This is a genomic window from Microbulbifer regidiadema (SeqCode) (genome assembly GCF_052467605.1).
Map to the genome: position 1 here is coordinate 1,222,255 of NZ_CP174316.1, position 25,456 is coordinate 1,247,710.

A 25,456-nucleotide genomic window follows, 5' to 3' on the forward strand; every position below is an offset into this window, starting at 1 on the left:
GACAGTCCCGTCACAAACCGCGACCGTTCTCGGAATAACAGGCCCTAACCGGTACCCGAATCCATGTTGAAGCCGGCATTTCCCGCTCTCGATATATTTGCGCAGCTGCCCCCAGGAGGGCTGCTGCTCACTCCCAACAACCGCCTGCGCAACCGCTGCCAGCAGGTGTTTGCCGCACAGCAGCCGCCGGATGCCTGCTGGGTGCCGCCGCCGGTGGAATCTCTGCGCAGCTGGCTGGACAAACTCTGGGCTCAGCTGCAACAGCGCAACTGGCAACCCGCCTTGCCACAGGTACTGAATCGAGAGCAGCGGCAATTACTCTGGCAGCGCGCCCTGGATGAATCCCTAGACCGGCAATTACTCAACAGCCAGCAACTGTGCCGGGATGCCGACAGCGCCCTGACACAGCTGTTCCAGTGGCAGTTGATCCCTGACCTCACGCAAATAGATGAAGCGCTGACGCCCCTATTGGAGCAGTTCGCGCTCTCTATGCGCAGCGACGAACTGCCGCTATGCGCCATGATCAAAGCCTTTGCCAGGGAGCTTCAGAGCCACAACGCCATCACCCCGGACCAGCGCGACCAGCTGATCCTGCGCGCTTTCAAAGAGGGTATCCTGGAGCCGCTAACACAGATTGATACCGCCGGCTTCGCACAGATTTCGCCCCTGGCCCGCGCCCTGATTCACGCCGGTGCCGAAGCCGTTTTTGAAAGGCCGGGCCTCACCCAAGAGAGCGATTTATCCGTATCCGCCTGCGCCGATTTAGATGAAGAGCTCTACCAGGCCGCCCTTTGGGCCGGGCAAAAGTTGGCCGAAAATCCCGGCCACAGCGTCGGCATAGTGGTGAACAATCTGGGCCAGTGCCGCGCCCGGGTGGAGGCGGTATTTTCCCGCGTGCTCGAACCCCAATACCTGGACCCCAGGCAACCGCGCTACACATTGCCATTTAACTTTTCCGCCGGCACCCCCCTGGCGCAAACACCGATTGGCAGTGCCGCCCTGCAATTGCTGTCGCTGCTGCAAGACGAGTGGGACTACCCCCAATTGCAAAATATCCTGTTCAGCCCTTTCTGGGGCGACGACAGCGAAATCTGGCTGCGCAGCGCCCTATTCCGCCGCTTACAAAAGCTGGAACTGCGCCGTATCGACGGCGCAACCCTGCGCTACTGGGCCGAGCACAGCGCCGGTGTACTCCATTTGGAGGCACCGCAACTGCCGCAACAGCTGGAGCAAATCGCCGAGCGCGCCCGCCGCTGGCAGCGGGCCCCGGCAGAAGTTTGGGCCGCGCGCTTTTCCGAAACCCTCAGCGCACTAAACTGGCCCGGCAGCCGCAACCCGGATAGCCAGGAGTACCAACAGCTGATGCAGTGGGAGTCGACCCTGGAAGAGTTCGCCGCAATCAGTGCCTGCGGCGGCAACCTGCCCCTCACCCAGGCCCTGCAATTGCTGCGACAGATTGCCAGCCGCACCCCCTTCCAGGCGGAAACCCGCGATGGCCCCCTGCAAATTCTCGGCGTGCTGGAAGCCGGCGGCCTCGCCTTCGATCACCTGCGCCTGGTCGGTTTCGGCCAACAGCAGTGGCCGCCGGCACCGGCGCCCAACCCGCTGCTGCCGATTCAATGGCAAAAACACTGGAAGATGCCCCGCGCCAGCGCCGAGCGGGAATTGGAACTGGCCCGCGAACTCACCGCCGACCTGCAGAATGCCAGCGGCGATATCGTCGTGAGCTACACCTGCGAAGAGGACGGCGTGCAGCAGGGTCTGAGCAGCCTGTTTGAACCCCCGCACACCGCCCAGCCCTTTGCCGACAGCGCCCTGCACCACCACTACCAGCAATTGGCGCAAACCAGCTGGCTGGAAAAAGTCGCGGATAAAAAGCTACCGCCGCTCACCCCCGCCGAATGCGAGCGAGTGCGCGGCGGCGCCTCGGTACTCAAGGCCCAGGCCCTGTCGCCCCTGAATGCGCAGTTGCGCTTCCGCCTCGGCGCCAGCAGTTTTACCCAACCGGATATCGGCCTCGGCCCCGCCGAACGCGGCAATGTGGTACACCAGGTGCTGGCGGAATTCTGGCAGCAGTGCGGCACTCTGGCGCAGCTACAAGCTATGGACGACGAGCAGCGCCAAGCCCAAGTCGAATGGGCGGTGGAGCGCTCCCTCGGCAGCGTGCGCAAAAAATACAATCACCTGCCGATTGGATTTTGGGAGATGGAAAAGCAGCGCCTGGAGCGCCTGCTGCAACAGTGGCTGTCCGTCGAATTAGACAGGCCCAACTTCTCCGTAGAAAAAGTGGAGTGGGAACAGGCCGTGGAGATCGGCGGGCTGCACTTTAATCTGCGCCTGGACCGGCTGGACCAACTCGCCAGCGGTGAACAACTGGTTATCGATTACAAAACCGGTGTTCCCAGTATTCGCGACTGGCTGACCCAGCGCATCCGCGAGCCCCAGCTGCCCCTCTACGCCCTATTCCAACCGGATGCCCACGCCATCGCCTTCGGCCAGGTGCGCAACGGCAACTGCAAATGGAATGGCTGCGGAGACCTGGAGCACCCCATCACCGGCATTAAAGCCGTGGGCGATACCGAAAAAGAATCCCCCTACGGCACCTGGAGCAATCTGGTGGAGCACTGGCGCTACAGCCTGGAATCCCTCGCCACTGAGTATCGCAGTGGTATCGCCACCCTCGCCTTCGACCGGCCCACCGATAACCACAGTGAACTCTGGCCCCTAAACCGCTGGCCGGAAAGGGAGCAAATAAGCGAATGAACGAAGTTGTGACCACTCCCGCCCTGCGCCGCCCCATTGACGCCGATGCCCGCAGCCAGGCCCTAGATATCAGCCGCAGCTTTGCCGTCTCCGCGCCGGCGGGCTCCGGCAAGACCGGCCTGCTCACCCAGCGGGTATTAAAGTTGCTCGCCGCCTGCCAGCAGCCGGAAGAAGTGCTCGCCATTACCTTCACCCGCAAAGCCGCCGGTGAAATGCGCGAGCGCCTGATCGACGCCCTGCACAGCGCCCGCGACCAAGCCCGCCCAGAAAACCCCCACGACGCCATCACCTGGGATTTGGCCCGCGCCCTGCTGGAGCGGGATCGCGAACTGGAGTGGGAGCTGTTGCAAACCCCCCAGCGCCTGCGCATTCAAACCATCGACGGCCTCTGCCGCAACCTCGCCAGCCAACTGCCCATCGAGAGCGGCCTGGGCGCACCGGGCGAACCCCTGGAGCGCACCCAAATCGCCTTCGAGCGGGCTGTGGTCAACCTGCTCAAACACCTCGATGGCGAAACCCCAGATACAGACTTACAGCAACTGCTGCTCCACCTGGACAATGACCTGGGCCAGCTCAATAAGCTACTGCGTATTTTGTTGGAAAAGCGCGAGCAATGGCTGGGCCCACTGCTGAGCGTCAACTTCGCCGGCGCCCAGGACTATTTCCATTTTGTGATCGACGAACTGGTGGCAGAAAAACTGCAGGACCTCACTGCAACCCTCGGCAGTTACGCCGGGGAACTGCTGGAACTGGCCTGTTATGCCGGCACTAATTTAAAAAGGGAAAATCCCAACCACGACCTGTGCCTTTTCGCCGAACTGGACGATTTCCCGACTAGCGACAGCAGTGGCCTACCCGCCTGGCTCGCCCTCGGCAACCTGCTCCTCACCACCACCGGCGATCTGCGCAAAGGCGGCGGTATCAATAAAAAACTCGGCTTTGGCCTACCGGATAAAAAAGACCCCGAACGCCCCATCGCCGAAGAGTACAAGCAGCGCATGAAAGACCTGCTGGCGGAACTGACCGGCAACGAAGCGCTGCTCGCCGCCCTGCGGGAAGTGGGCAAGCTCCCCAGCGGGCTGCAACAGAGCCAGTGGCAACTGCTGCAAGGGCTCGCCCTGGTACTGCCCAAGCTTGTCGCCGAATTAAAACTGGTATTCCAGCAGCTGGGCGCCACCGACTATACCGAAGTGGCCCAGGCCGCCCTGATCGCCCTGGGCGATAGCGATAACCCCACAGACTTGGCGCTAAAACTGGACCTGCAAACCCAGCATATTCTGGTGGACGAGTTCCAGGACACCTCCCACACCCAACTGCAACTGCTGGAAAAACTCACCGCCGGCTGGCAACCGGGTGACGGCCGCACCTTATTTATCGTCGGCGACGGCATGCAATCCTGTTACGGCTTCCGCAATGCCAACGTGGGTATTTTCCTCGACGCGCGCGAGCGCGGCATCGGCGAGGTCCCCCTGGAAGCCCTCGACCTCCAGGTCAATTTCCGCTCCGAAAGTGCACTGGTGAACTGGGTCAATGAAACTTTCCAGCGGGCCTTTCCACAGGCGGACAATATCGGTCGCGGCGCCGTGCGCTACCTGCAATCCGAAGCCTTTAAAGACAGCCAGTGGGCCGAGCCCTCGGTAAACTTTTACGGCTGTATTGATGACGAAGAGCGCAACCGCGAAGCAACCCAAGCCGCGCAGCTGGTACAGCAATTACAAGCGCAAGATCCCGACAGCCGCATCGCCATTCTGGTGCGCAAGAAAAAGCACCTGCAACGGATTCTAGCGACCCTCAGCGCCAACAATATCGCCTTTCAGGCCCCGGAGCTGGCACCGCTCGCCAGTAAAATGGTGGTGTTGGATTTGCTCAGCCTCACCCGCGCCCTACTCGACCCCAGCGACCGCATCAGCTGGTTGGCCGTACTGCGCGCCCCCTGGTGCGGACTGCAACTGCCAGACCTCTACACCCTGGCCAACTGGGGCAACGGGGATATCAGCGCAACCGACACCAGCGCCCGCCCGCTGCTGATGACCCTACAGGAAGTGGGCGATATCGCCCTGCTCAGCGACGAAGGGCGCTACCGCCTGGCCCAGGTGGCCCCCAAACTGCTGCACGCCTGGCAACAGCGCGGGCGCAAACCCCTGCGCACCTGGATTGAAGGCCTCTGGCTGGAACTGGGCGGCCCCGCCACCGTTGCACAAAAGTCCGACCTGAATAATGTGCAGGATTTTCTGCAATTATTAGAGGCCTTTGATACTGGCGGCGCCATTACCGACTGGCAACAGTTCACCCTGGCCCTGGAACAGCTCTACGCCCGTCCCGCCCAGGATGCCAAAGTGCAGGTAATGACGATTCACAAATCCAAAGGTCTGGAGTTTGAACACGTACTAATTCCCGGCCTGGACCAGAGTGGCAAACCCGGCAGCGATCAACTGCTGCGCTGGAGCGAATGGCTCAACCGCGAAGGCGAGAGCCGCTTCCTGCTCGCCCCTAAAAATGCGCGCGGCGGGCAGGACCCAGTATTTGAGTATCTAAAGCACGACAACAGCGAGCGCGAACGCCTGGAGGGCACGCGCCTGCTGTATGTGGGCTGCACCCGCGCCATCCGCTCGTTGCACCTGTTGGCCTGCATCAACCGGGATGAAAAAAAGGGCAATTTAAAGGCCCCCGGCAGTGCCGCCCTACTCGCCGGTATCTGGCCCAGTATTGCGCAACACCAGGAAAGCGACTGGTGCCACTGGCTGGAAGCCCAAGAAGCCGAGCTCAACCCGGACGACGCCGGCAGAGATCACGACTACCTGCTGCGCCTGCCCAATCAGTGGCGCGCCCAAGCCATGCCCCGGCAGGAATGGCTGGCCCAATACCGCATGCCAGACTACCAAGCCAAAACGGAGGAAGAAGATAATATTCCCGAACTGGGCCAGGTAGCCCTGCGCTGGCTCAAACACGCCGGCACCGTCGCCCACGAAACCCTCGCCACCATTGCCGAGAGCAACCTCCACGACTGGACCCCCAGCAAACTGGAAGCCCAGCGCCCCCTGTGGCAACTGCGCCTGAAACAATTAGGGCTATCCGCCACCAGCCTGGAGCGCGCCGCCGAGAAAGTGGAGATCGCCGTGCGCAACAGCCTCAACTGCCCCACCGGCCGCTGGCTATTGGATGGTTCACTGAGAGAGTCCGCCTGCGAGCTGGAACTGCACAGCGGTGGCCGACAGTTGAGACGCTCCATTGTGGACCGCACGTTTATCGACAACGAAGGCACCCGCTGGATTGTCGATTATAAAACCGCAGAACCCAGTGCTGGAGAGAGCCAGGAGGAGTTTATTGCCGCACAGCTGGAGCAGTATCGGAATCAGTTGGAGAATTACCGCAAGCTCTTTTATGCGCGGGGGGAGCGGAATATTCGCTGTGCGCTGTATTTTCCGTTGATGCGGAGGTTGGTGGAGTTGGGGTAGAGCGAATTTAGTATAGTGCAGGGCTTGTACCTGCACTTTTTATAAAGCCGCCAGAGATCAGCTATCTCCAACACTGTGCCTTACATCCTCCAGCACGCACAAGCTTGCAGCAAAAGAAAAGTCGCAACGCAATAGCCATTATTGCGCCTGAGTTTTTCAACTGTATATTGCACGTTCTCTTGCATCCCGCTCTCTATCAGGGTCTTCCTTACCCTTGATTGTTTCCAATCTATTTAGATAGTCCGTAGGAATCCCCGTTTCTTTCGCTCCATATATTACGTGATATAGATACCAAGAATAAGGTTGCAAAGACGGCTCCGTATTCGTTGCATAATAGGTTACTGCTTCGAGGGAATTTCCTTTGACATCACTTACCCGAACCCTCTTTTCCTTATAGCCGTAACCTAAACCCTCTACCTTATCTAGAGCACCTTTTTCTTTATCTGATATTTCGAACAGTGCACCAATCACACAATCTTTGGAATCTTGGGTAAACAGTGCATCACACTTGCCAGAACCGTCTTTGCTCACCTTGTGAAAACGAAGAGAATGTTCAGCAAGAGTAAACATTCCTATTCGCACAGCGCTAGGAACCCTTTTTTTGAGTCTTGGAAGAGACATATTTGACCCGTAAGCAAAATACCTCATGCTGACTCCATATAGTTAACAGTGAATGCAAAAGCAGCATCTATATGCCACGCTTCGCTATAATTCCAAAGCACACCAGCCCAACAGCGTAAGAGGTCAGCGGCTTAGTCATACCGCTACCACGCCATAAGTTTACAGCCTCATTCTCAATGGCTAGCACTGCTGCAATCTGTTTACACTAATTTTTATCAGTTACCTCTTCCCATTCATCTTCATAACCAGCTGAACGAAAGTAGGCCATCAGCGTAATGATGATTTTCTCAAGGATATACTCACTACTCTCACCTTTCTTTTTATCTTGCCTGTTAGACTCACTGACAGTTATCCAGAAAAACTCAGCGAAGTGAATAGCCTCTTCTTTATTAGCCAAAGATCCCGAATTGATAATATCAAGACTTTTTTCATCATTGAATAACTCTGCATAATGTAAAAGAAATTCTTTCTCCTCGGGCAATTTATAATTAATCATCCTATTACCTTCGCGTCATCTCTTATTGACTCATACGATCAGCAACCAACTGGAGTTCTTGGACTAACCGAGAAACCGTCATATCTTCGTAACGGATAGAAGATAGCATCTATTATCTTTCTAATAATCTACAAACCTCAAATTAAGCGGCAAAAGCACAGCAAAAGCTTGCCGCCAAATGTGGTAGAAGAAAAATTTCGAGATACTCAAAAGAAAGTAGCCAAAAATACTTGACCACTACACTGGGGCAGGTTTCACGATTTTCATGTATGTGCTCAAGTTCACACTCTGGTCTTCCCAGAACACCACTAAAGTCTATTAGTAACTGAACTAGTGATGTAGTCTAATGAATGAGCAGCGTGACTCGTATGCTCTGAAAGCACATAGGGAATGTGAAGGAAAAGGAATTCCATGAACAGCAATAATTTTGCGGTATCACTACCCAGCTCTACCTACAAAGAGTCGCTTCTCAAGCAGCGGCTATCCCACGAGATTGATTTACCTAAACTCTTCAAGTCTATCGATGATACCTATGAGCTGAATGGGGCAGGTGTTTCATATATAGACTCTGATTTTACTTTAGTAACACTAAGGGAGTTTCAGCCCTTATGCAGGCAAAATCCAATTCATATTGTCTTGAGGGAGCCTCCAGAAAAAAATGCCGTAGATACTTTCACTGCTTCGCTAAAGAATAATAAGCGAGAGTCTCAACTGGTCGGAGAATTAGTTGGGACAGGGCTAAGTTGCGGCGCCGCGATACTATCTTGGATCGTTGTTGTAGGCGCTACAGCGGCAATCCCTATCTCTGGAGGCACTAGCGCTGCCGTGACCTACTTGGGTTACGCGGCCGCTACCGCAAGTACACTTCAGTGTGCGAATGGATTAGGAAGAACTGCTTTAGAGATATCTGATTCTCAAACTAAGGATTGGCTTGATAGTCAGGAATGGTATAACAATGCCTCACATGCAGTTGATGTCATTTCCTTAACTGGTGTGGCGGCTTCTTCAGTTGTAATATTGAAGACAGTGCAAACGCTTAAGAAGGCCTCATCTAAATCTACACTCGAAATATTGAAAGGGCTTACTCGTCAAGAACGTAAGCGATTGACTGAAGAAGTTATACGCCTGAACCACCAAAATGTTTCTGGGAAGGCGATGAAGGCATTAATTCGATCTGGGCGCTACCCTAAGCGCTTTCCTCACGAGAGCATTAATCAGGCCTTGACACTAAAATTAAAAGAGGCTATTGCTGCCAGTATTAGTTTTACCGGAATCGCAACATCTGGTTCTGTAAGTGCGCTAGCCGTAGGTGTTTACGAAGAGGTTAGTAATTGATGAACTCTCAGATTAATGGGGATGACAAAAAAAGGCCGCTGCTTGTTTTCCCTCCTAATATGTCACGTTTTTTGCTGGTTACCCTCGCTCTAATGGTAGCGCACGGCCTATCTATCTCTATTGCGGTAATCTATTTAACCGACATTAACCCCAAATTGGCGATTCCTATTTCCGCCCTCAGCATTTTGATTTTTATTTTGTTTAATATTCTGGTTACTCGCGGAATCAGACTTGGCGTCTTGGGGCTTAAGGCTCTTTCAGTTTTATATCTGGGCTTATCTTTGATGAGCTTGATTTTTTCTGCGGGTGTTACTTTATGCTTAATTTCTGCGGCTTGTTCCGTGGCAAGCCTGATTACAATAAATAGCGTCAAATACCGAGATTTTTTTAACTATATGAAAGAAGCCAGGGCTTTGAGAAATGTCAAAGCTGAAGTATCTGAATCCTGATTGAAGAGTATGGGGATGGAAGAACTAAAGGTAGAAAATGGACATCCATAGATTGTGAAAAACAAACACGGAGCATAGTAAATCCACCTCTGTTTAGTTATACTCACCAGAAAAGAATAAAAGCACGGCCGTGTTGAATATTTGATCCCTGCATTCAGCTCTGAACAGTATCAGTTAATCATCTGAAAAAGAACGATTAGCTGAAGGTAACATCTACCGCTTCTTCTCCACCAAAAGATTAAGTGATGACAAAACGTTACTGATCCTACCCATCAACAACGGACACACCACTAAGCGACTAGTTGCTCCTCAAACACCTCAGGGCTGAGATAGCCATTGGCGCTGTGTAAGCGGTTTCGATTGTAGTCTATCTCTATATATTCAAATACGGTTTCTCGCATGAGGCACCTTGCAGGAAAGCGGTTACCATGGATTGCTTCTACCTTAAGTGAGTGGAAGAACGTTTCTGCACATGCGTTATCATAGCAATTACCTTTGGCGCTCATTCTGCACCGCAGATCATACGCTGTAATTAAAGATTGATAATCTTTAGAGCAATACTGGCTTCCCCTGTCAGTATGCACGATAACATTCGTAGGTTTCTTGCGTCGCCATAAAGCCATTTGAAGGGCGTCACAGACCAGTGTAGCTGTCATCGTTTCTGACATCGCCCAACCAATAACCAGCCGACTATATAGGTCTATCACTACAGCCAGATATAACCAACCTTCTTCCGTTCGTAGGTAGGTAATATCCCCAGCCCATTTCTGATTCGGCGCTTCAGCACTGAAGTCCTGCTCGAGCAGATTTGGAGCTACTGGCAGGCCATGTTTTGAGTAGGTTGTGGCTTTATATCTTCTGCCTGCTTTAGCCCGTAGGCCCTGTCGACGCATACTGGCAGCAATTGTTTTTTGATTATATTTACTCCCCTCACTGGCCAACTCCTTCGTCAGGCGAGGGGCACCACTACGTTCTTTACTGGCTATAAAGCGCTGCTGTACCAAGCTATCGAGCTGCATTCGGTACTGCAAGCGCTTGGATTGGTCGGCCGATCTTGACACCCAATCGTAAAATCCGCTGCGAGATACGTCGAATACCTTGGCCATCGCTTTGATACTGAATTCATGCCTGCCCTTTTGCATGAAGGCGTACCTCATTTCAGGCTCTTTGCAAAGTACGCTGCGGCCTTTTTTAAGATCGCCAGCTCCTCTGCCTGCTCAGCCAGCTGCCGCTTAAATCGAGCATTCTCTGTGGCCAGCTCTCTCTCGGCATCCCCTCGGCTCTGATGTAACTTAGCCTTACTTCGCCATCCATAAATCTGGGAAGGATGCAACCCAAGCTGTTTAGCTGCAACGCTTACCCCGACCTTGAGCGCCAGTGCTAGCGTGCTGTATTAAATAGATTGCTGATTTGAGAGTGCTTGGCGTGCACGCTCCACTTTCAATAAAATTTCCTCAGCAGATTTCGTCCACACAAAAGCTTTCTTGGCTTCATTATGTGTTTCAATAAATTTCACGATAGCCGTTTCCAACTCCTTGACTGAGGTGAATGCCCCTCGGCGCAACTGCTTCTCTGTGAGTAATCCAAAAAATCTTTCTACCAGATTTAGCCAGGATGAACTGGTCGGAATAAAATGAAGATGAACTCGTTTGTTTCTCTTGAGCCAGCGCTTTACATTTTCATGCTTGTGAGTCGCGTAATTATCGACGATAAGATGAAGATCCTGTTCTTTAGGTGTTTGCTTTTCTACGGTCTTTAAAAAGCCTAAGAACTCCTGATGACGATGGCGCTTTCTACACTCACCTATGACCTCACCAGTCAGCGTATTAAGGGCGGCAAAAAGAGTGCTTGTCCCGTGACGTTTATAATCATGGGTCATAGTGCCACACCGCCCCGGTTTCATGGGTAGTCCAGGCTGTGTCCGATCCAGGGCCTGAATCGAGCTTTTTTCATCCACACAAAAGACAACAGCATTTTCTGGCGGTGACATATACAAGCCAACAACATCGCGTAATTTTTCTTCAAAAGCAGGATCGTTACTCACCTTGAACTTTTCGGTTAGATGAGGCTTAAGGCCCACTTCCTGCCATACCCTGCTGACAAAAGAGTGGTTAATTCCTAAGACTTTCGCCATGCCTCGCGTTGTCCAGTGTGTCCCATCCTTTGGCTTACTTCCTGTCGTCATCTTGATAATTTTCGAGCGGAGTTTTGCCTGCTCTTCTGAATTCTTACCGCCATGATTAGCCCCCCTGGGCAAATCCTTCTCTATCCCTGCCAGACGCTTTTCTGCAAAACGATTGCGCCATCGGCCCACCGTATTGACATCAACGCTTAACTTTTTCGCAATTTGGTAGTTGGGAACCTGCTTGGCAGCGAGCAAAATAATCTTTGAACGCTCAGCTAATCTCACCGATATTTTTCGACTTTTTATATTCTTTTCCAACTGCTTTTTTTCTTCCGGTGATAAATTGATTTCGACTTGAGCTGGCATTGATCTTCACTTAATCGCTAAATGAAGCTCACATTATATATCAGCAACCTATTTAATACACTACACTAGGGCATCCTTTCTATACTCCTCTGAGTATTGTTTACGAGTGGCTTTGGTTGGATTACTTGGTCTTGTCATAGAGCACCTCTGCTGCGTAGTTTATCGCTTAAGAGAGTGTCCGTCGTTGATGGGTAGGATCATCCAAATCAGCAACCCATTTAATACAGCACACCAGATAGGCAGCGGAAGAATATGCAGCTGCCGTAACAACCCAGAAGATAATACATTTCGAGAGCGAATACAGGCAAGAAAAAACTTCAATTTAGCCTTAACAAGACTCACACACTTATAGATTTTTAGGGAAGTTACCAGTAATTGTTAAAGACTTTCGAGCACGAGTCACCCCCACATATATTTTTCGCAAGAGTAAATTACGATCATATTTTTTTCGCAATCCAGTTAAATCAAGAAAAACATGATCATAATCAGAACCCTGAGAGCTAATTATATTTACGGCATAAGCCGAATTAACAGGAGCCGCAAAGCGCTCAAACTCACTGATCTTCTTTCTTACCTCATTGGCACCCAACCTATCCCCTAATTCCAATGACTTCCTCAATTTATTTTTTAGATCTCTATGCACTGCAACAGCCTCCTCTATATTAAGAGCAGCTGAGAGCTCTACACGTTTATCATCAACCATTGATCGACAAACATAATCGTTAACTCTTACACCAACACTTGATTTTTTTGGCTTAGAAACAGACTCAACAATCAAATCAGTATCCTTTGATATAAAACCTTGAGCGGTCTCCATATCAGCTAATGTAATCAATATCTCCTGCTCTTGAAATGCGGAGCTAGACCTACCAGGAAGAACCTTTTTCTTCACCCCTCTATTTAACCCATCAATCTCTGCATCAGACCCGGAAATTGAAATTATTTTTACTGAATCTCCATTTTTAAAACGCTTAGAGGCCGCATCTACAAACGATGTGAATGGCAATTTTTCAACGCAACTAAATGATAAAAAATCTGGAAATCTCTTACCATCGATAGACGCTCTAACATCTCTTGCCAGTTGATATAAATCATTTTTCCCTACAGAATCCTGCCTATAACAACCAGAAAGCTCTACTTGCGTGAAAGATAAATCATCAAAAATTGGGGATTCGACATATTTATCGTTTTCCATATACGGTATTTGATAAGGATCACCAGCCATAACCAGCAAGCAATTCTGGGCATTTGCAACATCTATAATAAACTTGACTGCCTTCCCATCCTGCATCCCACACTCATCTATAAAAATTACATGCCCCACCTGAAATTTTGGTGTTTTTTTGCGCCAATTTATATAACCCAATCTGTCAAACCAAAAACCAAACAAACGACCCGTCGTAGATATTGAAGTTTCCGGACACACCCCACTAATACCATCCCTGAGCTTATTTGTAGCACGACTTGTAAGAGCCGTAACTGATATAGGATGATTGACAATACAAAGCCTAGCAATTGCTGCCTTTATTATAGCACTCTTACCGCTACCAGCCTCGCCCTTTATAAGTATATGCTGCTTAAATGAGGAATTTTGAATAGCAGATTCAATTAGCTGAATCGCCAACATTTGATCCTGATCATATACTATTTGCATAAATTCCCTTTAGATACACTCTTAGTCTTTCACAAGTAAAATCCTGAACATTCACAAAGTAAAAGTATAAACCACCAAGACTACTAGCTAAAGCCCCCTGCATCAGGATAGTTGTCGCCTCTTTAAAATGGAAAAGTAAGACAGGGGGCGCTAAGAGGAGCAAATACCCCGTTACTCAATAGAACGCAAAGCCTCAGTACTTAAGAAGCTATTGCCACCGGATAATCGGCCCATCCCGGATGGTTGCTGTGGAGGAAGGCATTAGTGAAGCCACCTTGTACAATTGGCACCAAGAAGCCAAAGAAAGGGGGGCTGTGCCGGGTAGCGGTAAGCAGGGTGAAAATTGGTCGGCAGAAGCTAAGTTTGCTGTCGTCGTTGAAACAGCAAAACTCAGCGAGACTGAACTAAGTGAACACTGCCGCAGTAAGGGACCACACCCCGAGCAGGTGCAGACCTGAAAAACGGCTTTTATTGAAGAGGCGTTATCGGATACTGAGAGACGCAAACGGGAACGGGAAGAAGCTCGACAATCTAAGCGGCGTATCAAGGAGCTGGAGCGGGATCTCAGACGCAAGGAAAAAGCGCTAGCTGAGACAGCGGCACTGCTGGTGCTTAGAGAAAAAGTTGAATGCCCTCAGGGGAGAGGTAGACAGCAGGGACGATTAACCCCGCCCCCAGAGCAGCATCAACTCATTGGTTGGATAGAAGAAGCTGGGGCAGCCGGTGCCCGTAAAGTCTCTGCTTGTGATGAGGTCGGCATCCGTCTGCGCACCTTGCAGCACTGGAGAGGCGAAGGAGGATCTTCAGCCCAATGTCGAAAAATAGGCTAACGGAAGAGGAGTGGCAAATTGTTTTAGTTGTGTGTAATAGCCCAGAGTTTGCCAGTAAGCCGCCGGGTCAAATAGTGCCTGCACTAGCAGACCGTAATGAGTATATAGCCTGAGAATCAAGCTTTTATCGGATACTGAAGGCTGCGGGACAACTACGCACTGCGGGCGATCACGGCCGAGGAAACGGTTGCATGCTTCCTCCTTAAGTATGCTTACTGAAATTAATGATAATCATTCAGCTTTAGGTAACCAACTCTAGCTGGCCACCAGCACTTTCGCGTTTAAGATCTGAGTTATTAGCAATGCCAAACGGAATATGCACCATAGGTATATCACCAGTATCTGATTTAAGGTGACTTCTTTGGTCATCAAAAAACATGTGAGGTTTAAACCTGGTTAATATTCTTTCTTTTACCATCCCACCTAAAAAGAACATTTCATTAGCACTTACCCCCCAATCTTCAAGAGTCGTAATGACCCTTTCATGTGCAGGTGCATTTCGAGCAGTTACAATCGCAGTCCTAAGTATACGCTTATAGTTTCGGTCCGCTTCAACCTCTTTATCCTCTAATTCTTGTAGAGAGGATAACTTTTTAAAAAAATCTGCCAGCGGCCCCGGTTGATGAGGAATTGCAGACTTTTTTACTTCATATTCATGAAACTCTGGTAAGTCCCCATCTTTGAATATGGCTTCAGCCTCATCATCAGCAATCACACCATCAAAATCGAATGCGATTCTTAACTCATCATCACCATCATCGTTTACAATCTTGCTAGGCAATACAACACCAGCAGGGAATCCTGCATCTATTGCATTTTGGACATCCACTTCATTTGCTGAAAGAAAGAGTGATGCATTAAACGCTGGAACATACTCATAAGGAGACTTCCCTTCGACAAAAGCTGCCCTAGAAATATCAAGCTCATAGTGTTTAATAGAGCGGAATACTCTTTTGCCTGTAGTAGCAGAATTCCTCGACAACAAAACCACTTCAACCGGGACCTCATCTTTAAACCGCTGATTTACCTGAAGGAACCGTCGGATAAATGGAAAAGCAACACCTTTTTTAAGAACATTATTCAGATTCGCTTCTTGAAATTCTTTGTAGGCTTTTGGGCCTTGATTTTCGAAAACGGCATTTGATTCTGACAGGTCAAACAATGCACTCGACGATACTGCTATTACAAGCTTACTTTCGATTGGATATGGCATCAACTATCCTTCAGATTGATTAGGCGTCCTGCGCAGCCACCCCAAAAGCGGCACCATGCAACCATGGACACCCACTAATAAAAGTATAAACCGGCAAGACTCATAATTAAACAGGGAAATAACCCAGAAAATAAAGATGCATTAAGAAATATAAAACCAAACAAATTATTTAAAATAATTTTTTAATTCTGGACACCTACAAAATAGCAAGGTGGGCAAGGCAGCAGTAGCCAAGTGATAAGACTGACGCCGAGTTCATGAAGACTGTTTAAATTCAATAAGTTACAGTGGAATTTCAGCTTAAGGCCACTAGCCCTCACACCCCCCTATTCCGCTCCACTACGGCCGCTCCCCAACAAAGGAGTACCCCCCACGCTTGAGTATCTTCAGGAAGAAATCAGGTTGAGTGAAAAGTAACCGACAAAAGCTGCTGAAAATAGCTTCTCCCAAAAGAGCGCACGCATTACTGCCTACCCCGCTCAACCGGAACTTCTACAACCGCAGGCCAGACCAGCCCAGCCCTTATTCCTGCAAGCAGTATTACAAAAGACATCTCCAATGCGAGAAAAACGCCGATAGGGTGATTGGGAACGCCGCGTATCATCAGATAGAGCAAGTAACTCATCACGAGCAAATTACCCGCGAGCGCAACGTTGAGTGCGTAGCCACGTTCTTGCCAGAGCGGTTTGCAGAGCAAGAGGTTAAGTACTACTGTGCCGGCAAGCATTACGCCGGGCAACATCAACAGCAGGCGACGGGATAAACCCATTTCGCCGCTAGTTACCACTGGCCAGATGGCAACAAAGTGACCCTGGGCTCCGAGGGTAAAGAACAGGCCCAGAATAACTGCGCCAAAGGCGGCGAGTCGATACAGTGCATTGCGCTGGAAATCGCCCCTTGATCTAGAAGCCAACATCGCACTCCCCTACGGTGGCTAGGCCACATTCGTAAGCGAACACCACTGCCTGTGCGCGGTCGCGCAGCCCCAGTTTGGAGAGCAAACTGGAAACGTGGGTTTTTACGGTGGCGGGGCCAATAAATAGAGCCTCGGCAATCTCGGCATTACTCTTGCCAGCGGCAATGGCCCCCAGTACTTCGCGCTCCCGGGTAGTCAGGCGTTCCAGCCGTTCCGCCAGGTTGCGCCCAGTTCCCATCTTCTGTGCAAACTGGCTGATCAGGCGCTGGGTGATGCCCGGTGCAAGCATGGCGCCGCCCTCAGCTACGGTGCAAACTCCCCCAACAGAGATACCCACTCACACCTTAAGAATCAACAGGAAGCAAGCATATCTAAGAAATAAATGAATCTAGCATCTCTACCCTATCTGAAAATTCTGAAGCAAATACCCTCAATGCTTTTATGCGGACACAAATATCTTAAACTATTATTCTGCTCATAATCTATACTTCTTCACATGATAAGTTGTTAGACCGGAAATAGTATTTTTCTTAAAAAGGCCAGATACCACATTCTGGCCTAAATGCATCTTGGGTGTATTATGTATGCATTTTCAATGTATCTAAAAGATCATCTTTAAAATCAATTTGCTCTAATGATTCAGCTGTAAAAATCAAAGCTAATGCTTGATCCACAAAAACATAAACTGCCCCATTAACTTCCTCTACCTGCTCAACCACTGCCCAGCTATAAAAACTATGGCCATGTTGACAAGTTTCTTTAATACCCTCTGGAGTAATCTCATACTCTTTAGAGCCTAATATTATTCCATCTTTGTTTGGTGTAAAGCACTTGCCTATTTTTACAGCCAACAACCTACTAAGAGCAACATAAAAAAGAAACGCAAGTGATATTACCATAACTAATATGAACGGACTCAGCTCAATTTCCCCAGCCTTAAACTTAACACAAGACATAAAAATTAAACCGATAGCCAACCAAACAACTAGGTTCTTAAAAATCGATATCCATGTATGTGATTTCAAACGACTACATACCACATAGTCACAAAAATTATTATGGTCAGCTTTAGAGGTTACTACTTTAAGTTTCAAACGAATCTCCACAATCTACATCATATATAAAGGTCAATCTACCTTAAGCCCAAGCGTAAATTTTTTGGACACACAGCGAAAGCTAATCACATCACTATATTTCTACTCCCTGAGGCGCTTTTCTGTCTTAAAAAATCTTCTGAACGTATATACCATTACGGCAATATAAAGGGCAATTACTATCGCCATAGCAGAAATATCATAGACATTTATCACCCAGCTTTCTGGGTGTTGATCTCCTTGCACCAATAGCGTAGTAGTTAGAAATGACACTAACAGCAGCAGTATAAATACAGCGGTTATCAATAGAAGCTTGCATGCCAGGAGTATAAATCTCTTCATAAAACAAAAACCTAGGTTAGGCAGTTGAAGGCAGATGCAACCTGTACCTATATTTGTCTAAATAATTAGCTCAATACGACCTCCCTACACAAGGGAGGCCTTAACCACTTTAACCTTTTTACTTTATGTCCTGACCTTCAGACTGAGGTTAAAGTGGGGCCCTTATTCTCCCACTCGTCAATCATTCTTTCGGTCAGCGCCCTCAAACGTCCCATGTACAGAATATCTTCTTGAAGCTCTTCAGCTTCTTCATCATCACATTCGTTAATATCAACATCACACAATTTTTCTTCGTAGCAAGCAAGGGCTTCTCGTATGTAGTTCAAATCTTTGTAGTTATAAGACATCACTTAACTCTCATATATTTTTTTAAGGCGGCAAGCTTTTCAAAATACTCGGAAACAGGCATATCGATTTCCGCTTCAATCGAGTAGTGGGTATTGCCTTCTGCATCGGGAAACATATCTTTTGCAATAATCAACCCTGGTTCCAATCTCGCATCTTTGGTAATTATCCACCAAGCATCCTTTCCCTCTCTAAATGGAACTTTACTACTGATACCATCGAAAAGTGATACCCCACCCGATTTAGCCAAAATATACGGCTCTGAAGAGCCTGGCATCCGGTAGGTTACGATATCGTTTCGTTTGGGCCTTTCTTCACCCGTTCTGTTGTTTTTCACCATCATTGGCCGATGGTCCTCACGATACCTAACTTTATCGATCTGCGGATTATCAAGCGTTCCTTTCCTAAGCACCACATCCACATCAAATCTCTTCATATAGACTTGATTGGCACGTTTGTGCAGTACTGAGATTCCAGGTGGAATCCTTATAATTGAAGATGACTACAATGATCGGTTTCAAGCTACACACTATTCAATTGTACCTGACCACCCAATGTCAATAGCTAATTTCAAAGTATTAATAGATCAATTGCTCGCTAACATCGAAAAACAAAGAGGTCAATTAAAAAATGCCTAATATTGACAGGGATACTCTTTTAGTTTCTGTTCAGTCAGTTTATGAGAGCATTAATAGATTTGAGTCTTTACTAAAATTTGAGACCCTGAGAGATCCGGGAAATATTACTGAATTATTAATAACTTATGATGAAGCCTTTAAGGTCCTCAAGAGTGTATATCTTGAGGAGCTTGAAAGCGGGGCAGATCTGCCACCATTAGAATCCATTTTGATAGATGAGCAAGAATAACTTTAGAGAGGCGTGCATGGAGATTTAGGATGTGTTTCGAGGGTGTTCAAAACTCTGTGTCAGCTAAACAGCTTATAGGCTGATGTATTTCTCCAGGCGATCTGTAGTGGTCAAGTATTAGACCACTTCACCTCCAGAAAAAATGCAGTAGATACTTTCATTGCCTCTCTAAAGAATAATAAGCGAGAGTCTCAACTGGTCGGAGAATTAGCCGGGACAGGGCTAAGTTGCGACGCCGCAATACCAAAACAATTCTGGACACCCACAAAATGGCGAAGTGGCAAGGCAGTAGTAGCCAAGTGATAAAACTGGCACCGAATCTATTAAGGGGCACTAGTCATCACACCTCCCTATTCCGCTCCACTACGGCCGCTCCCCAACAAAGGAGTATCCCCCACGCTTGAGTATCTTCAGGAAGAAATCATGTTGAGCGCAAAGAAACCGATGGAAGCCGTAAAAATAGCTTCTCCCAAAAGAGCGCACGTATTACTGCCTACCCCGCTCAACCGGCACTTCTACAACCGCAGGCCAGACCAGTCCGGTCCTTATTCCTGCGAGCAGTATTACAAAAGACATCTCCAATGCGAGAAAAACGCCGATAGGGTGATTGGGAACGCCGCGTATCATCAGATAGAGCAAGTAACTCATCACGAGCAAATTACCCGCGAGCGCAACGTTGAGTGCGTAGCCACGTTCTTGCCAGAGCGGTTTGCAGAGCAAGAGGTTAAGCACTACTGTGCCGGCGAGCATTACGCCGGGCAACATCAACAGCAGGCGACGGGATAAACCCATTTCGCCGCTAGTTACCACTGGCCAGATGGCAAAAAAGTGACCCTGGGCTCCGAGGGTAAAGAACAGGCCCAGAATAACTGCGCCAAAGGCGGCGAGTCGATACAGTGCATTGCGCTGGAAATCGCCCCTCGATCTAGAAGCCAACATCGCACTCCCCTACGGTGGCTAGGCCACATTCGTAAGCGAACACCACTGCCTGTGCACGGTCGCGCAGCCCCAGTTTGGAGAGCAAACTGGAAACGTGGGTTTTTACCGTGGCGGGGCCAATAAATAGAGCCTCGGCAATCTCGGCATTACTCTTGCCAGCGGCAATGGCCCCCAGCACTTCACGCTCCCGGGTAGTCAGGCGTTCCAGCCGTTCCGCCAGGTTGCGCCCAGCTCCCATCTTCTGTGCAAACTGGCTGATCAGGCGTTGAGTGATGCCCGGTGCAAGCATGGCGCCGCCCTCAGCTACGGTGCGCACCGCCTGTACCAGCGCCTCAGGGAGAATATCCTTGAGCACAAAACCACTGGCCCCCGCCCGCAGCGCGCGAAACACGTATTCATCGGGATCGAATGTGGTCAGAATAATAACGCGGCAAGTTGCATCACCAGCTTCCAGGATACGCGCCGTGGCTTCCAGCCCGTCCATCTCCGGCATACGAATATCCATCAAGATGATATCCGGCTGATGTGCTTTTGCGGCTTCAATTGCCTCGATGCCGGTAGCGGCTTCGGCGACCACCTCAATATCGGGCTCGTTATCCAGGATCAGGGCAAAACCGCGCCGCACCAAAGCCTGGTCATCCACCACCATCACTCGCAACATTATGTTTTCCCCATTCCTGTGGGCAATTGTGCATGCACCTCAAAAGCACCGCCATCGACCGCGCCGGCATAAAGATGCCCCCCGAGCAATTCCGCGCGCTCGCGCATACCAGCGATGCCATGCCCACCACTGGATTGCTCGTCAATAGCTGATACCACCATGGGCCGCTCGCCGATGGTGTTTCCGTCATCGCGCACCCGAATGCTGAGAATGCCATGGCCTACGCACAGGCTCACTTGTACCCGCGCTGCGGCACCGACATGCTTAATGACGTTAGTGAGGGATTCCTGAACGATGCGATAGGCGGCGAGCGCAACACTGGCCGGCAGTCCATCCAGCGCGCCGTGGGTTTCGTAGTCGACCTCACTTAATACCTGCCGGACCTTTTCGATCAGAGCTGGCAGGTCATTGAGATCCGGCTGCGGGGTGAGTCCGGTGTCGTCACTGGTCGGACGCAGTACGCCGAGCAAATGACGCATTTCTGTCATGGCTTGGCGGCCAGCCGCTTCCACAGAAGCCATGGCCTCACTGGCGGCTTGCGGGTTATTGCGGCTGATAGCCCTGGCGGCACCGGCCTGCACGGTCATAAGGCTCACCTGGTGCGCCACCACATCATGCATCTCGCGGGCGATTCTAGTGCGCTCGGCCGCTACTGCGCGCTCGGATTCGGCATTGCGTTCGCGCTCCAAATATTCGGCCCTCTCTTCCAACAAGCGCAGATATTCACCGCGAAAACGCAGCCGGCGGCCGATATACCACAGCGCCCATACCAGCATCACCGCTATTGTGCCGGCAGCGGTTGGCTGAACCGGAATCCCCTGGTCAAACCCCACAAAAACCAGCGTTGCGATAACCCCGATAAAGCTGGCCCGAGTATTGGCCTCGTAGCGGCCAAGGCTATATAGCGAAACCGCCATGGCCACGATGCCATCCGCCGGTAAACCCAGCTCCAGCAATATTGTTGCGCCGAGAATAACGCCCTGTACCTGCCAGGGGTGTGTGCGGCGCCACAACAGTACGAAACAGCCGACGAATGCGAGCTGAAAAGCCATCACATCCCACAGGCTCTGCATGGCCAGCACTTCGCGCGCGCCGCCATGCGACCACATCAGCAGCGTCAGCAAGAACATAAGCAGGACGATGAGCAGGTCAGTCAGGTGGGGCCAACGCTCGAACGGTCCACGGAATGGCTGCCACACCGGAAGCTTAGGTAACCCCAGGCTGGCGTTAGGCAGGTTCGATGCAGGCGTATTTAGGGACGATGATTTCATTGGCGCATGCTAAACCAGGCGCACTTAGCTGTCATGAGACTTTCGAGGGAGACGGAAGCGAGGGCTTCTCCACCTTTTGGGGGAGGTCAGATTCCCGCCTGTGGCCGATGTGCGCATGCATGAAAAAACCGAACATGCTCGGCAAGCACATTCAGCCCGAACACGCACTATTGTCACCTGGAGAAACCCATGAACAACGCTGTACTCAGCCAAACTCTGCTGCGGCCATTAAACACCCGGCGGGCCGTTAGCCTATCAGTAAAAATCTGGTTCTACATCGCGGCCATCGGCCATGCAATTTTCCTTGCCTATATTCTGGCCGTATTCTACCCACCCATCGCCGAGTCCGGCCTGTATGGTTTGAAGGAGCTGCACCTACCGACGGGCTTCCGCGAGGGCGATACACTGGGCAACCTGGCTTCGGTGAGCCATGTGCTATTGGCCGTGATTGTGATTGGCGGCGGGCCCCTGCAACTGATCCCCTCGGTGCGGCGGTATGCCCCCAGCTTCCATCGCTGGCTGGGGCGCAGCTATCTGCTCGCGGCCGTTATCACAAGTGTTGCTGGGATGTACATGACCTGGACGCGGCACACCTTTGGTAATCTGGTATCGCAAATCAGCATCACCATGGACGGTATACTGATTCTGGGGTTTGCCTTTCTGGCAGTGCAGACCGCGATGGCTCGGCGCATTGCTGAGCACCGCCGCTGGGCTTTGCGTCTTTTTATGGCTGCCAGTGCAGTGTGGTTTTTTCGTGTAGCCTTGATGGGCTGGGCAATGCTCACCGGCGGCTGGGGAATCGACTGGAAATCCTTTAGCGGGCCTTTCCTGTATGCGCTGGGCTTCGGCCAATACCTGCTCCCACTGGCCATGCTGGAATGGTATTTTCACTGTCAAAAGCGTAAAACCACACAGGGTACCCAGATTGCTTTTATCTGTGTGCTGGCACCGCTGACCGTATTTATGGGCATTGGTATTTTTGCCGCTACGATGGGATTGTGGTTACCTCGGATCTGAGGCTACAGCCTGGACGGGTGCTGGATTTCCTTCGACTCCTGGGATGCGCGAAGTTATTCAGGGGCCCTTTGATTATTCGAGCTCTTTCGCCCGCAACCAGGCCAGCCCGAGCCCAGCAGCAACTGTAATTCCCATGCCAATCACTCCATGAATGCCAAATTCAGTGCCGAATATAAATCGATCGGCTAACACACCGACGAGGATCGCACTGTAAAAGAGCGCGCCTATGAGGTAAGCGGGGGCGATACGGTTAGCAATTGTGTAAGCAAGATTCTGCGGAACGAACAGCAGCGCGGGAATCGCCAGAATCCATAGTGACGACGCCTCCAGCTTCACACCCTCCCAGGACACAATAGACAGGCTAAAGACCAGCATCCCAACAGCAAAATAGAACATGATGCGCTCAGGCGGCTCGGTCCGGCCTGCGACACCGGTTGTGATACTACCTGCGGCACGCGCTACTCCCGCCAGCAACGCAAGAAGTGAGTAAGGGCTGAACATACCCTGGGCACTGTGCTGGAGTAAAATAAGGCATACACCAAGAAACGCCACCACCGCCAGAAAGATAGTTGCAGTACTAACCCGGTGGCCGAGAAATACCTTGGCCATCAACATAGCGAAGAATGGATTCGTGCTTTCCAGTACCAATGCATCCGCAATTGGTATTCCTTTTAGTGCCCAGTAGAAGGCCGCAAAATAGATAAAACCTGATATTGAGCGAAGGATAAGGATTTGTGGGTTCACCGGCTTTATACCCGCCAACCCTTGTCGTATCAGGAGAAGCACCCCCGACAATGGAGCAAGTAGTACGACCTGTGCAGCTAACAACAGAAAGGGGCTGAGGCCTGCGCCAGCACCCAGCTTACCGGCAATGCCGACACACCCCATCAACACTCCGCCAACGAGAGCCAGGCCAACACCCAGGGAGTGATTTTGATAAGTAGAGGGCAAGGTGTCACCACCTTCAACAAATAGAGGGCAAGCCTGCCTGAGACGCAATAATCAGGCCCTCATTCACGCTTCAGGCGGATCATTGTAAAACAGGGCTCTTATAACATTAGCCCCCGATTGATCTATTTCCCATCAGGCTTGCCAACTGGCGCTAGTTTCTTAGCCCCATAATTTACGTATAAGATACAGCGTGTCGATTCCAGCAAGGTGAGGGATCAACTATCCCCTTAGTGAAAAATGGTAGCCAATACAGAGCCAGCTAAATATAGGCTGCCACATACAATCTCTTGTTAACACTGATACTCCACAGATTCCCCATTGAGGATCAATTTTCTCTCTTGAACCAATTTATTTACTTGGCCTTGAACAGCTACCTCATTGCCCTGCAATTTCAAATGCGCTGCAATATGATTTTTTAATGAAGTAACTGTTTTTGGTCTCTTCTCCTTGGGTGACTTCATAAGTGAAGTTAACAATTTTTGAATGGGCTCTTCAGCTACTACACTTTTAACCTGCGTACAAGTTCTGCCATTTGCCTTCAGATGTGAAATCAATGGTGCAAATCCATTATCATTCGTAATAACTTCAAAAATAACCTTTTTTCCTGCTTCACGATCAAACTTACCGAGGTAGTAAGCCAGATGAAAATCAAGATTATTTGACTGGGTAGCTTTGATTTGAATTACAACAAGATCAATGGGACTATCATACTTTGAAACACCAAAATCTAACCTCGGCTGCTTCGCACCGAGAAACACAATAGTTTTCTCATATTTGGATAGATCTATTTTCTCCATGCCGCCAATATTTTCATAGTCGACAAATGCCCATTTCATTACGGAGTTCCTCCTGCGTTAACACTGACAGCAATCCTTGAGAATTAACACACAAAAGTATAAAACGCCAAAACCACCAATCAAATAGAAGGCTCAAATAAAGCACTGGGAACCAACACCCGCCTCAGATAAAACTCACAGAGAAATTTCTGCAAGTTCTTCAGGGCAAGAAAAACTCTGACGCACCTCCCCCCAAGCCGATAGCCCCGCTATCTCATAGGTAAGAATACTATTTTGATCCAGCTTAAAGTTAGCCTGCTGTAGATTTTGTTTGATAGACACAACTTCTAGTTGATCATAAAAACAGGATATAGACCAGTCACCGGGAAAGGTTCTGGTACGCACCACCCCATCCAGAGTTTGGCTAGTCAGACTTAAAGGTTCACTCACATTTGGCCAGTGATAAGTAAATTTAAATCTCGGGCCAATAATATCAGGACCTATACGCTCCCCAAAACTCAGGTGCGCATATTGATAATTTGATGGTCCTGACAGTAACCTAATATCTATGATTAATGATCCCTGGGGAAAACTTTCGGAAAACAGTAGCCTGCGAATCTCTTGCACAGTTTCTAAATGCTGCTCCATTTCCCCTGAGATCTGCGCCTGCCCCTCCTGCCATTGATCTATCTGCCCACCGTGAGGAAAATAGCCTCTAAAAGTTGTCAAGCTAACTTCTTTTTGGCTATCAATGTTGACCGGGTAACGAGCGGCAATGGTTTGGCAGGCTTGCAGCAAGGTTGTATTTTCCTCACTGGTGAGTATTGGATTTTGATAGGTGAAAGCGCACAACAATAGTGCACTGATGATTATAAGTTGTTGCATCGGTTATTATAATACCCAGTTTAAAGGCAAGTGTATGGTATACACAACACCAAGATCACCATGTATTGTAAATACGTTATTTTAC

At 49.9% G+C, this 25,456-nt stretch carries 25 protein-coding genes; 8 read left to right on the forward strand and 17 right to left on the reverse strand.

Annotation, left to right across the window (positions count from 1 at the left end; genetic code table 11):
- Nucleotides 1-63: 63 nt before the first annotated feature.
- The gene (locus ACJJIF_RS05920) at nucleotides 64-2,763 is read left to right on the forward strand and encodes a PD-(D/E)XK nuclease family protein (protein ID WP_444931315.1); all 2,700 of its coding nucleotides are present in this window, start codon (nucleotides 64-66) and stop codon (nucleotides 2,761-2,763) included.
- Nucleotides 2,760-6,218, forward strand: coding sequence for a UvrD-helicase domain-containing protein (locus tag ACJJIF_RS05925; RefSeq protein WP_444931316.1), 3,459 nt, complete (start codon nucleotides 2,760-2,762; stop codon nucleotides 6,216-6,218). Before ACJJIF_RS05920 ends, ACJJIF_RS05925 begins: the two co-directional genes overlap by 4 nt.
- Nucleotides 6,219-6,374: 156 nt before the next feature.
- On the opposite strand, the gene ACJJIF_RS05930 is transcribed toward ACJJIF_RS05925, so the two are convergent.
- Together ACJJIF_RS05930 and ACJJIF_RS05935 are read right to left on the reverse strand one after the other, a co-directional pair.
- Complete coding sequence (locus ACJJIF_RS05930) at nucleotides 6,375-6,866, reverse strand: gamma-glutamylcyclotransferase (protein ID WP_444931317.1); 492 nt, start codon at nucleotides 6,864-6,866, stop codon at nucleotides 6,375-6,377.
- 178 nt (nucleotides 6,867-7,044) lie between these two features.
- A complete protein-coding gene (locus ACJJIF_RS05935) occupies nucleotides 7,045-7,335 on the reverse strand; it encodes a hypothetical protein (protein WP_444931318.1) in 291 nt (96 codons plus the stop codon).
- 411 nt (nucleotides 7,336-7,746) lie between these two features.
- On the opposite strand from ACJJIF_RS05935, the gene ssp4 reads away from it, so the two are divergent.
- Nucleotides 7,747-8,670, forward strand: coding sequence for an Ssp4 family T6SS effector (gene ssp4 / locus ACJJIF_RS05940; protein WP_444931319.1), 924 nt, complete (start codon nucleotides 7,747-7,749; stop codon nucleotides 8,668-8,670).
- Nucleotides 8,670-9,119, forward strand: a complete 450-nt coding sequence (locus ACJJIF_RS05945; protein WP_444931320.1) for a hypothetical protein — start codon at nucleotides 8,670-8,672, stop codon at nucleotides 9,117-9,119. Before ssp4 ends, ACJJIF_RS05945 begins: the two co-directional genes overlap by 1 nt.
- Before the next feature lie 290 nt (nucleotides 9,120-9,409).
- Here ACJJIF_RS05945 and ACJJIF_RS05950 read toward each other — a convergent pair.
- The 3 genes from ACJJIF_RS05950 to ACJJIF_RS05960 all read right to left on the reverse strand — a co-directional run bounded on the left by ACJJIF_RS05950 (nucleotide 9,410) and on the right by ACJJIF_RS05960 (nucleotide 13,264).
- Nucleotides 9,410-10,497 (reverse strand): IS3 family transposase gene (locus tag ACJJIF_RS05950; protein ID WP_444932319.1). Its coding sequence is split into 2 segments (ribosomal slippage): nucleotides 9,410-10,314 and nucleotides 10,314-10,497, totalling 1,089 coding nucleotides; the frame shifts between segments, so codons are not numbered across the junction.
- Between the two features lie 15 nt (nucleotides 10,498-10,512).
- Nucleotides 10,513-11,610: an IS630 family transposase gene (locus ACJJIF_RS05955; protein WP_444931321.1), complete on the reverse strand. Its 1,098-nt coding sequence runs from the start codon at nucleotides 11,608-11,610 to the stop codon at nucleotides 10,513-10,515.
- 346 nt (nucleotides 11,611-11,956) lie between these two features.
- Nucleotides 11,957-13,264 (reverse strand): AAA family ATPase, encoded by a 1,308-nt coding sequence (locus ACJJIF_RS05960; RefSeq protein ID WP_444931322.1) that lies wholly within the window; start codon nucleotides 13,262-13,264, stop codon nucleotides 11,957-11,959.
- Nucleotides 13,265-13,512: 248 nt separating this feature from the next.
- Between ACJJIF_RS05960 and ACJJIF_RS05965 the strand changes: the two genes are divergently transcribed.
- Entirely contained in the window at nucleotides 13,513-13,722 is a 210-nt protein-coding gene (locus ACJJIF_RS05965; protein WP_444931323.1) for a hypothetical protein, read from the forward strand.
- Between the two features lie 613 nt (nucleotides 13,723-14,335).
- Here ACJJIF_RS05965 and ACJJIF_RS05970 read toward each other — a convergent pair.
- From ACJJIF_RS05970 to ACJJIF_RS05995, 6 genes are all read right to left on the reverse strand, one after another.
- Nucleotides 14,336-15,307, reverse strand: coding sequence for a 5'-nucleotidase (locus tag ACJJIF_RS05970; protein ID WP_444931324.1), 972 nt, complete (start codon nucleotides 15,305-15,307; stop codon nucleotides 14,336-14,338).
- A 463-nt stretch (nucleotides 15,308-15,770) separates the two neighbouring features.
- Entirely contained in the window at nucleotides 15,771-16,223 is a 453-nt protein-coding gene (locus ACJJIF_RS05975) for a hypothetical protein (RefSeq protein WP_444931325.1), read from the reverse strand.
- Nucleotides 16,210-16,560: a response regulator transcription factor gene (locus tag ACJJIF_RS05980; RefSeq protein ID WP_444931326.1), complete on the reverse strand. Its 351-nt coding sequence runs from the start codon at nucleotides 16,558-16,560 to the stop codon at nucleotides 16,210-16,212. The genes ACJJIF_RS05975 and ACJJIF_RS05980 overlap by 14 nt, the downstream gene beginning before the upstream one ends.
- A gap of 241 nt (nucleotides 16,561-16,801) precedes the next feature.
- Nucleotides 16,802-17,317 carry a YcxB family protein gene (locus tag ACJJIF_RS05985; protein WP_444931327.1) on the reverse strand — a complete coding sequence of 172 codons (516 nt, stop codon included), beginning with the start codon at nucleotides 17,315-17,317 and terminating at the stop codon, nucleotides 16,802-16,804.
- A 479-nt stretch (nucleotides 17,318-17,796) separates the two neighbouring features.
- Nucleotides 17,797-18,006, reverse strand: a complete 210-nt coding sequence (locus ACJJIF_RS05990; RefSeq protein WP_282953297.1) for a hypothetical protein — start codon at nucleotides 18,004-18,006, stop codon at nucleotides 17,797-17,799.
- Nucleotides 18,006-18,440 carry a Tse2 family ADP-ribosyltransferase toxin gene (locus tag ACJJIF_RS05995; protein ID WP_444931328.1) on the reverse strand — a complete coding sequence of 145 codons (435 nt, stop codon included), beginning with the start codon at nucleotides 18,438-18,440 and terminating at the stop codon, nucleotides 18,006-18,008. Before ACJJIF_RS05995 ends, ACJJIF_RS05990 begins: the two co-directional genes overlap by 1 nt.
- 19 nt (nucleotides 18,441-18,459) lie before the next feature.
- Here ACJJIF_RS05995 and ACJJIF_RS06000 point away from each other — a divergent pair, with 19 nt between their 5' ends.
- Nucleotides 18,460-18,642, forward strand: a complete 183-nt coding sequence (locus ACJJIF_RS06000) for a Tse2 family ADP-ribosyltransferase toxin (protein WP_444932320.1) — start codon at nucleotides 18,460-18,462, stop codon at nucleotides 18,640-18,642.
- Nucleotides 18,635-18,871, forward strand: coding sequence for a hypothetical protein (locus tag ACJJIF_RS06005; RefSeq protein WP_444931329.1), 237 nt, complete (start codon nucleotides 18,635-18,637; stop codon nucleotides 18,869-18,871). Before ACJJIF_RS06000 ends, ACJJIF_RS06005 begins: the two co-directional genes overlap by 8 nt.
- A 486-nt stretch (nucleotides 18,872-19,357) precedes the next feature.
- Here ACJJIF_RS06005 and ACJJIF_RS06010 read toward each other — a convergent pair whose 3' ends face one another.
- From ACJJIF_RS06010 to ACJJIF_RS06020, 3 genes are read right to left on the reverse strand one after another with little or no spacing between them, the layout of a single operon-like run.
- Nucleotides 19,358-19,810 carry a hypothetical protein gene (locus ACJJIF_RS06010; RefSeq protein WP_444931330.1) on the reverse strand — a complete coding sequence of 151 codons (453 nt, stop codon included), beginning with the start codon at nucleotides 19,808-19,810 and terminating at the stop codon, nucleotides 19,358-19,360.
- On the reverse strand, nucleotides 19,797-20,471 hold the full coding sequence (locus tag ACJJIF_RS06015; RefSeq protein WP_444931331.1) for a response regulator: 675 nt from the start codon (nucleotides 20,469-20,471) through the stop codon (nucleotides 19,797-19,799). Before ACJJIF_RS06015 ends, ACJJIF_RS06010 begins: the two co-directional genes overlap by 14 nt.
- Entirely contained in the window at nucleotides 20,471-21,742 is a 1,272-nt protein-coding gene (locus tag ACJJIF_RS06020) for a sensor histidine kinase (RefSeq protein WP_444931332.1), read from the reverse strand. The genes ACJJIF_RS06015 and ACJJIF_RS06020 overlap by 1 nt, the downstream gene beginning before the upstream one ends.
- Nucleotides 21,743-21,931: 189 nt before the next feature.
- On the opposite strand from ACJJIF_RS06020, the gene ACJJIF_RS06025 reads away from it, so the two are divergent.
- Nucleotides 21,932-22,759, forward strand: coding sequence for a DUF2306 domain-containing protein (locus ACJJIF_RS06025; protein ID WP_444931333.1), 828 nt, complete (start codon nucleotides 21,932-21,934; stop codon nucleotides 22,757-22,759).
- Nucleotides 22,760-22,831: 72 nt separating this feature from the next.
- On the opposite strand, the gene ACJJIF_RS06030 is transcribed toward ACJJIF_RS06025, so the two are convergent.
- The 3 genes from ACJJIF_RS06030 to ACJJIF_RS06040 all read right to left on the reverse strand — a co-directional run bounded on the left by ACJJIF_RS06030 (nucleotide 22,832) and on the right by ACJJIF_RS06040 (nucleotide 25,371).
- Nucleotides 22,832-23,710, reverse strand: coding sequence for a DMT family transporter (locus tag ACJJIF_RS06030; RefSeq protein WP_444931334.1), 879 nt, complete (start codon nucleotides 23,708-23,710; stop codon nucleotides 22,832-22,834).
- A 290-nt stretch (nucleotides 23,711-24,000) separates the two neighbouring features.
- Nucleotides 24,001-24,546, reverse strand: a complete 546-nt coding sequence (locus tag ACJJIF_RS06035; RefSeq protein WP_444931335.1) for a PIN domain-containing protein — start codon at nucleotides 24,544-24,546, stop codon at nucleotides 24,001-24,003.
- A gap of 135 nt (nucleotides 24,547-24,681) precedes the next feature.
- Entirely contained in the window at nucleotides 24,682-25,371 is a 690-nt protein-coding gene (locus ACJJIF_RS06040; RefSeq protein WP_444931336.1) for a hypothetical protein, read from the reverse strand.
- Between the last annotated feature and the right edge of the window lie 85 nt (nucleotides 25,372-25,456).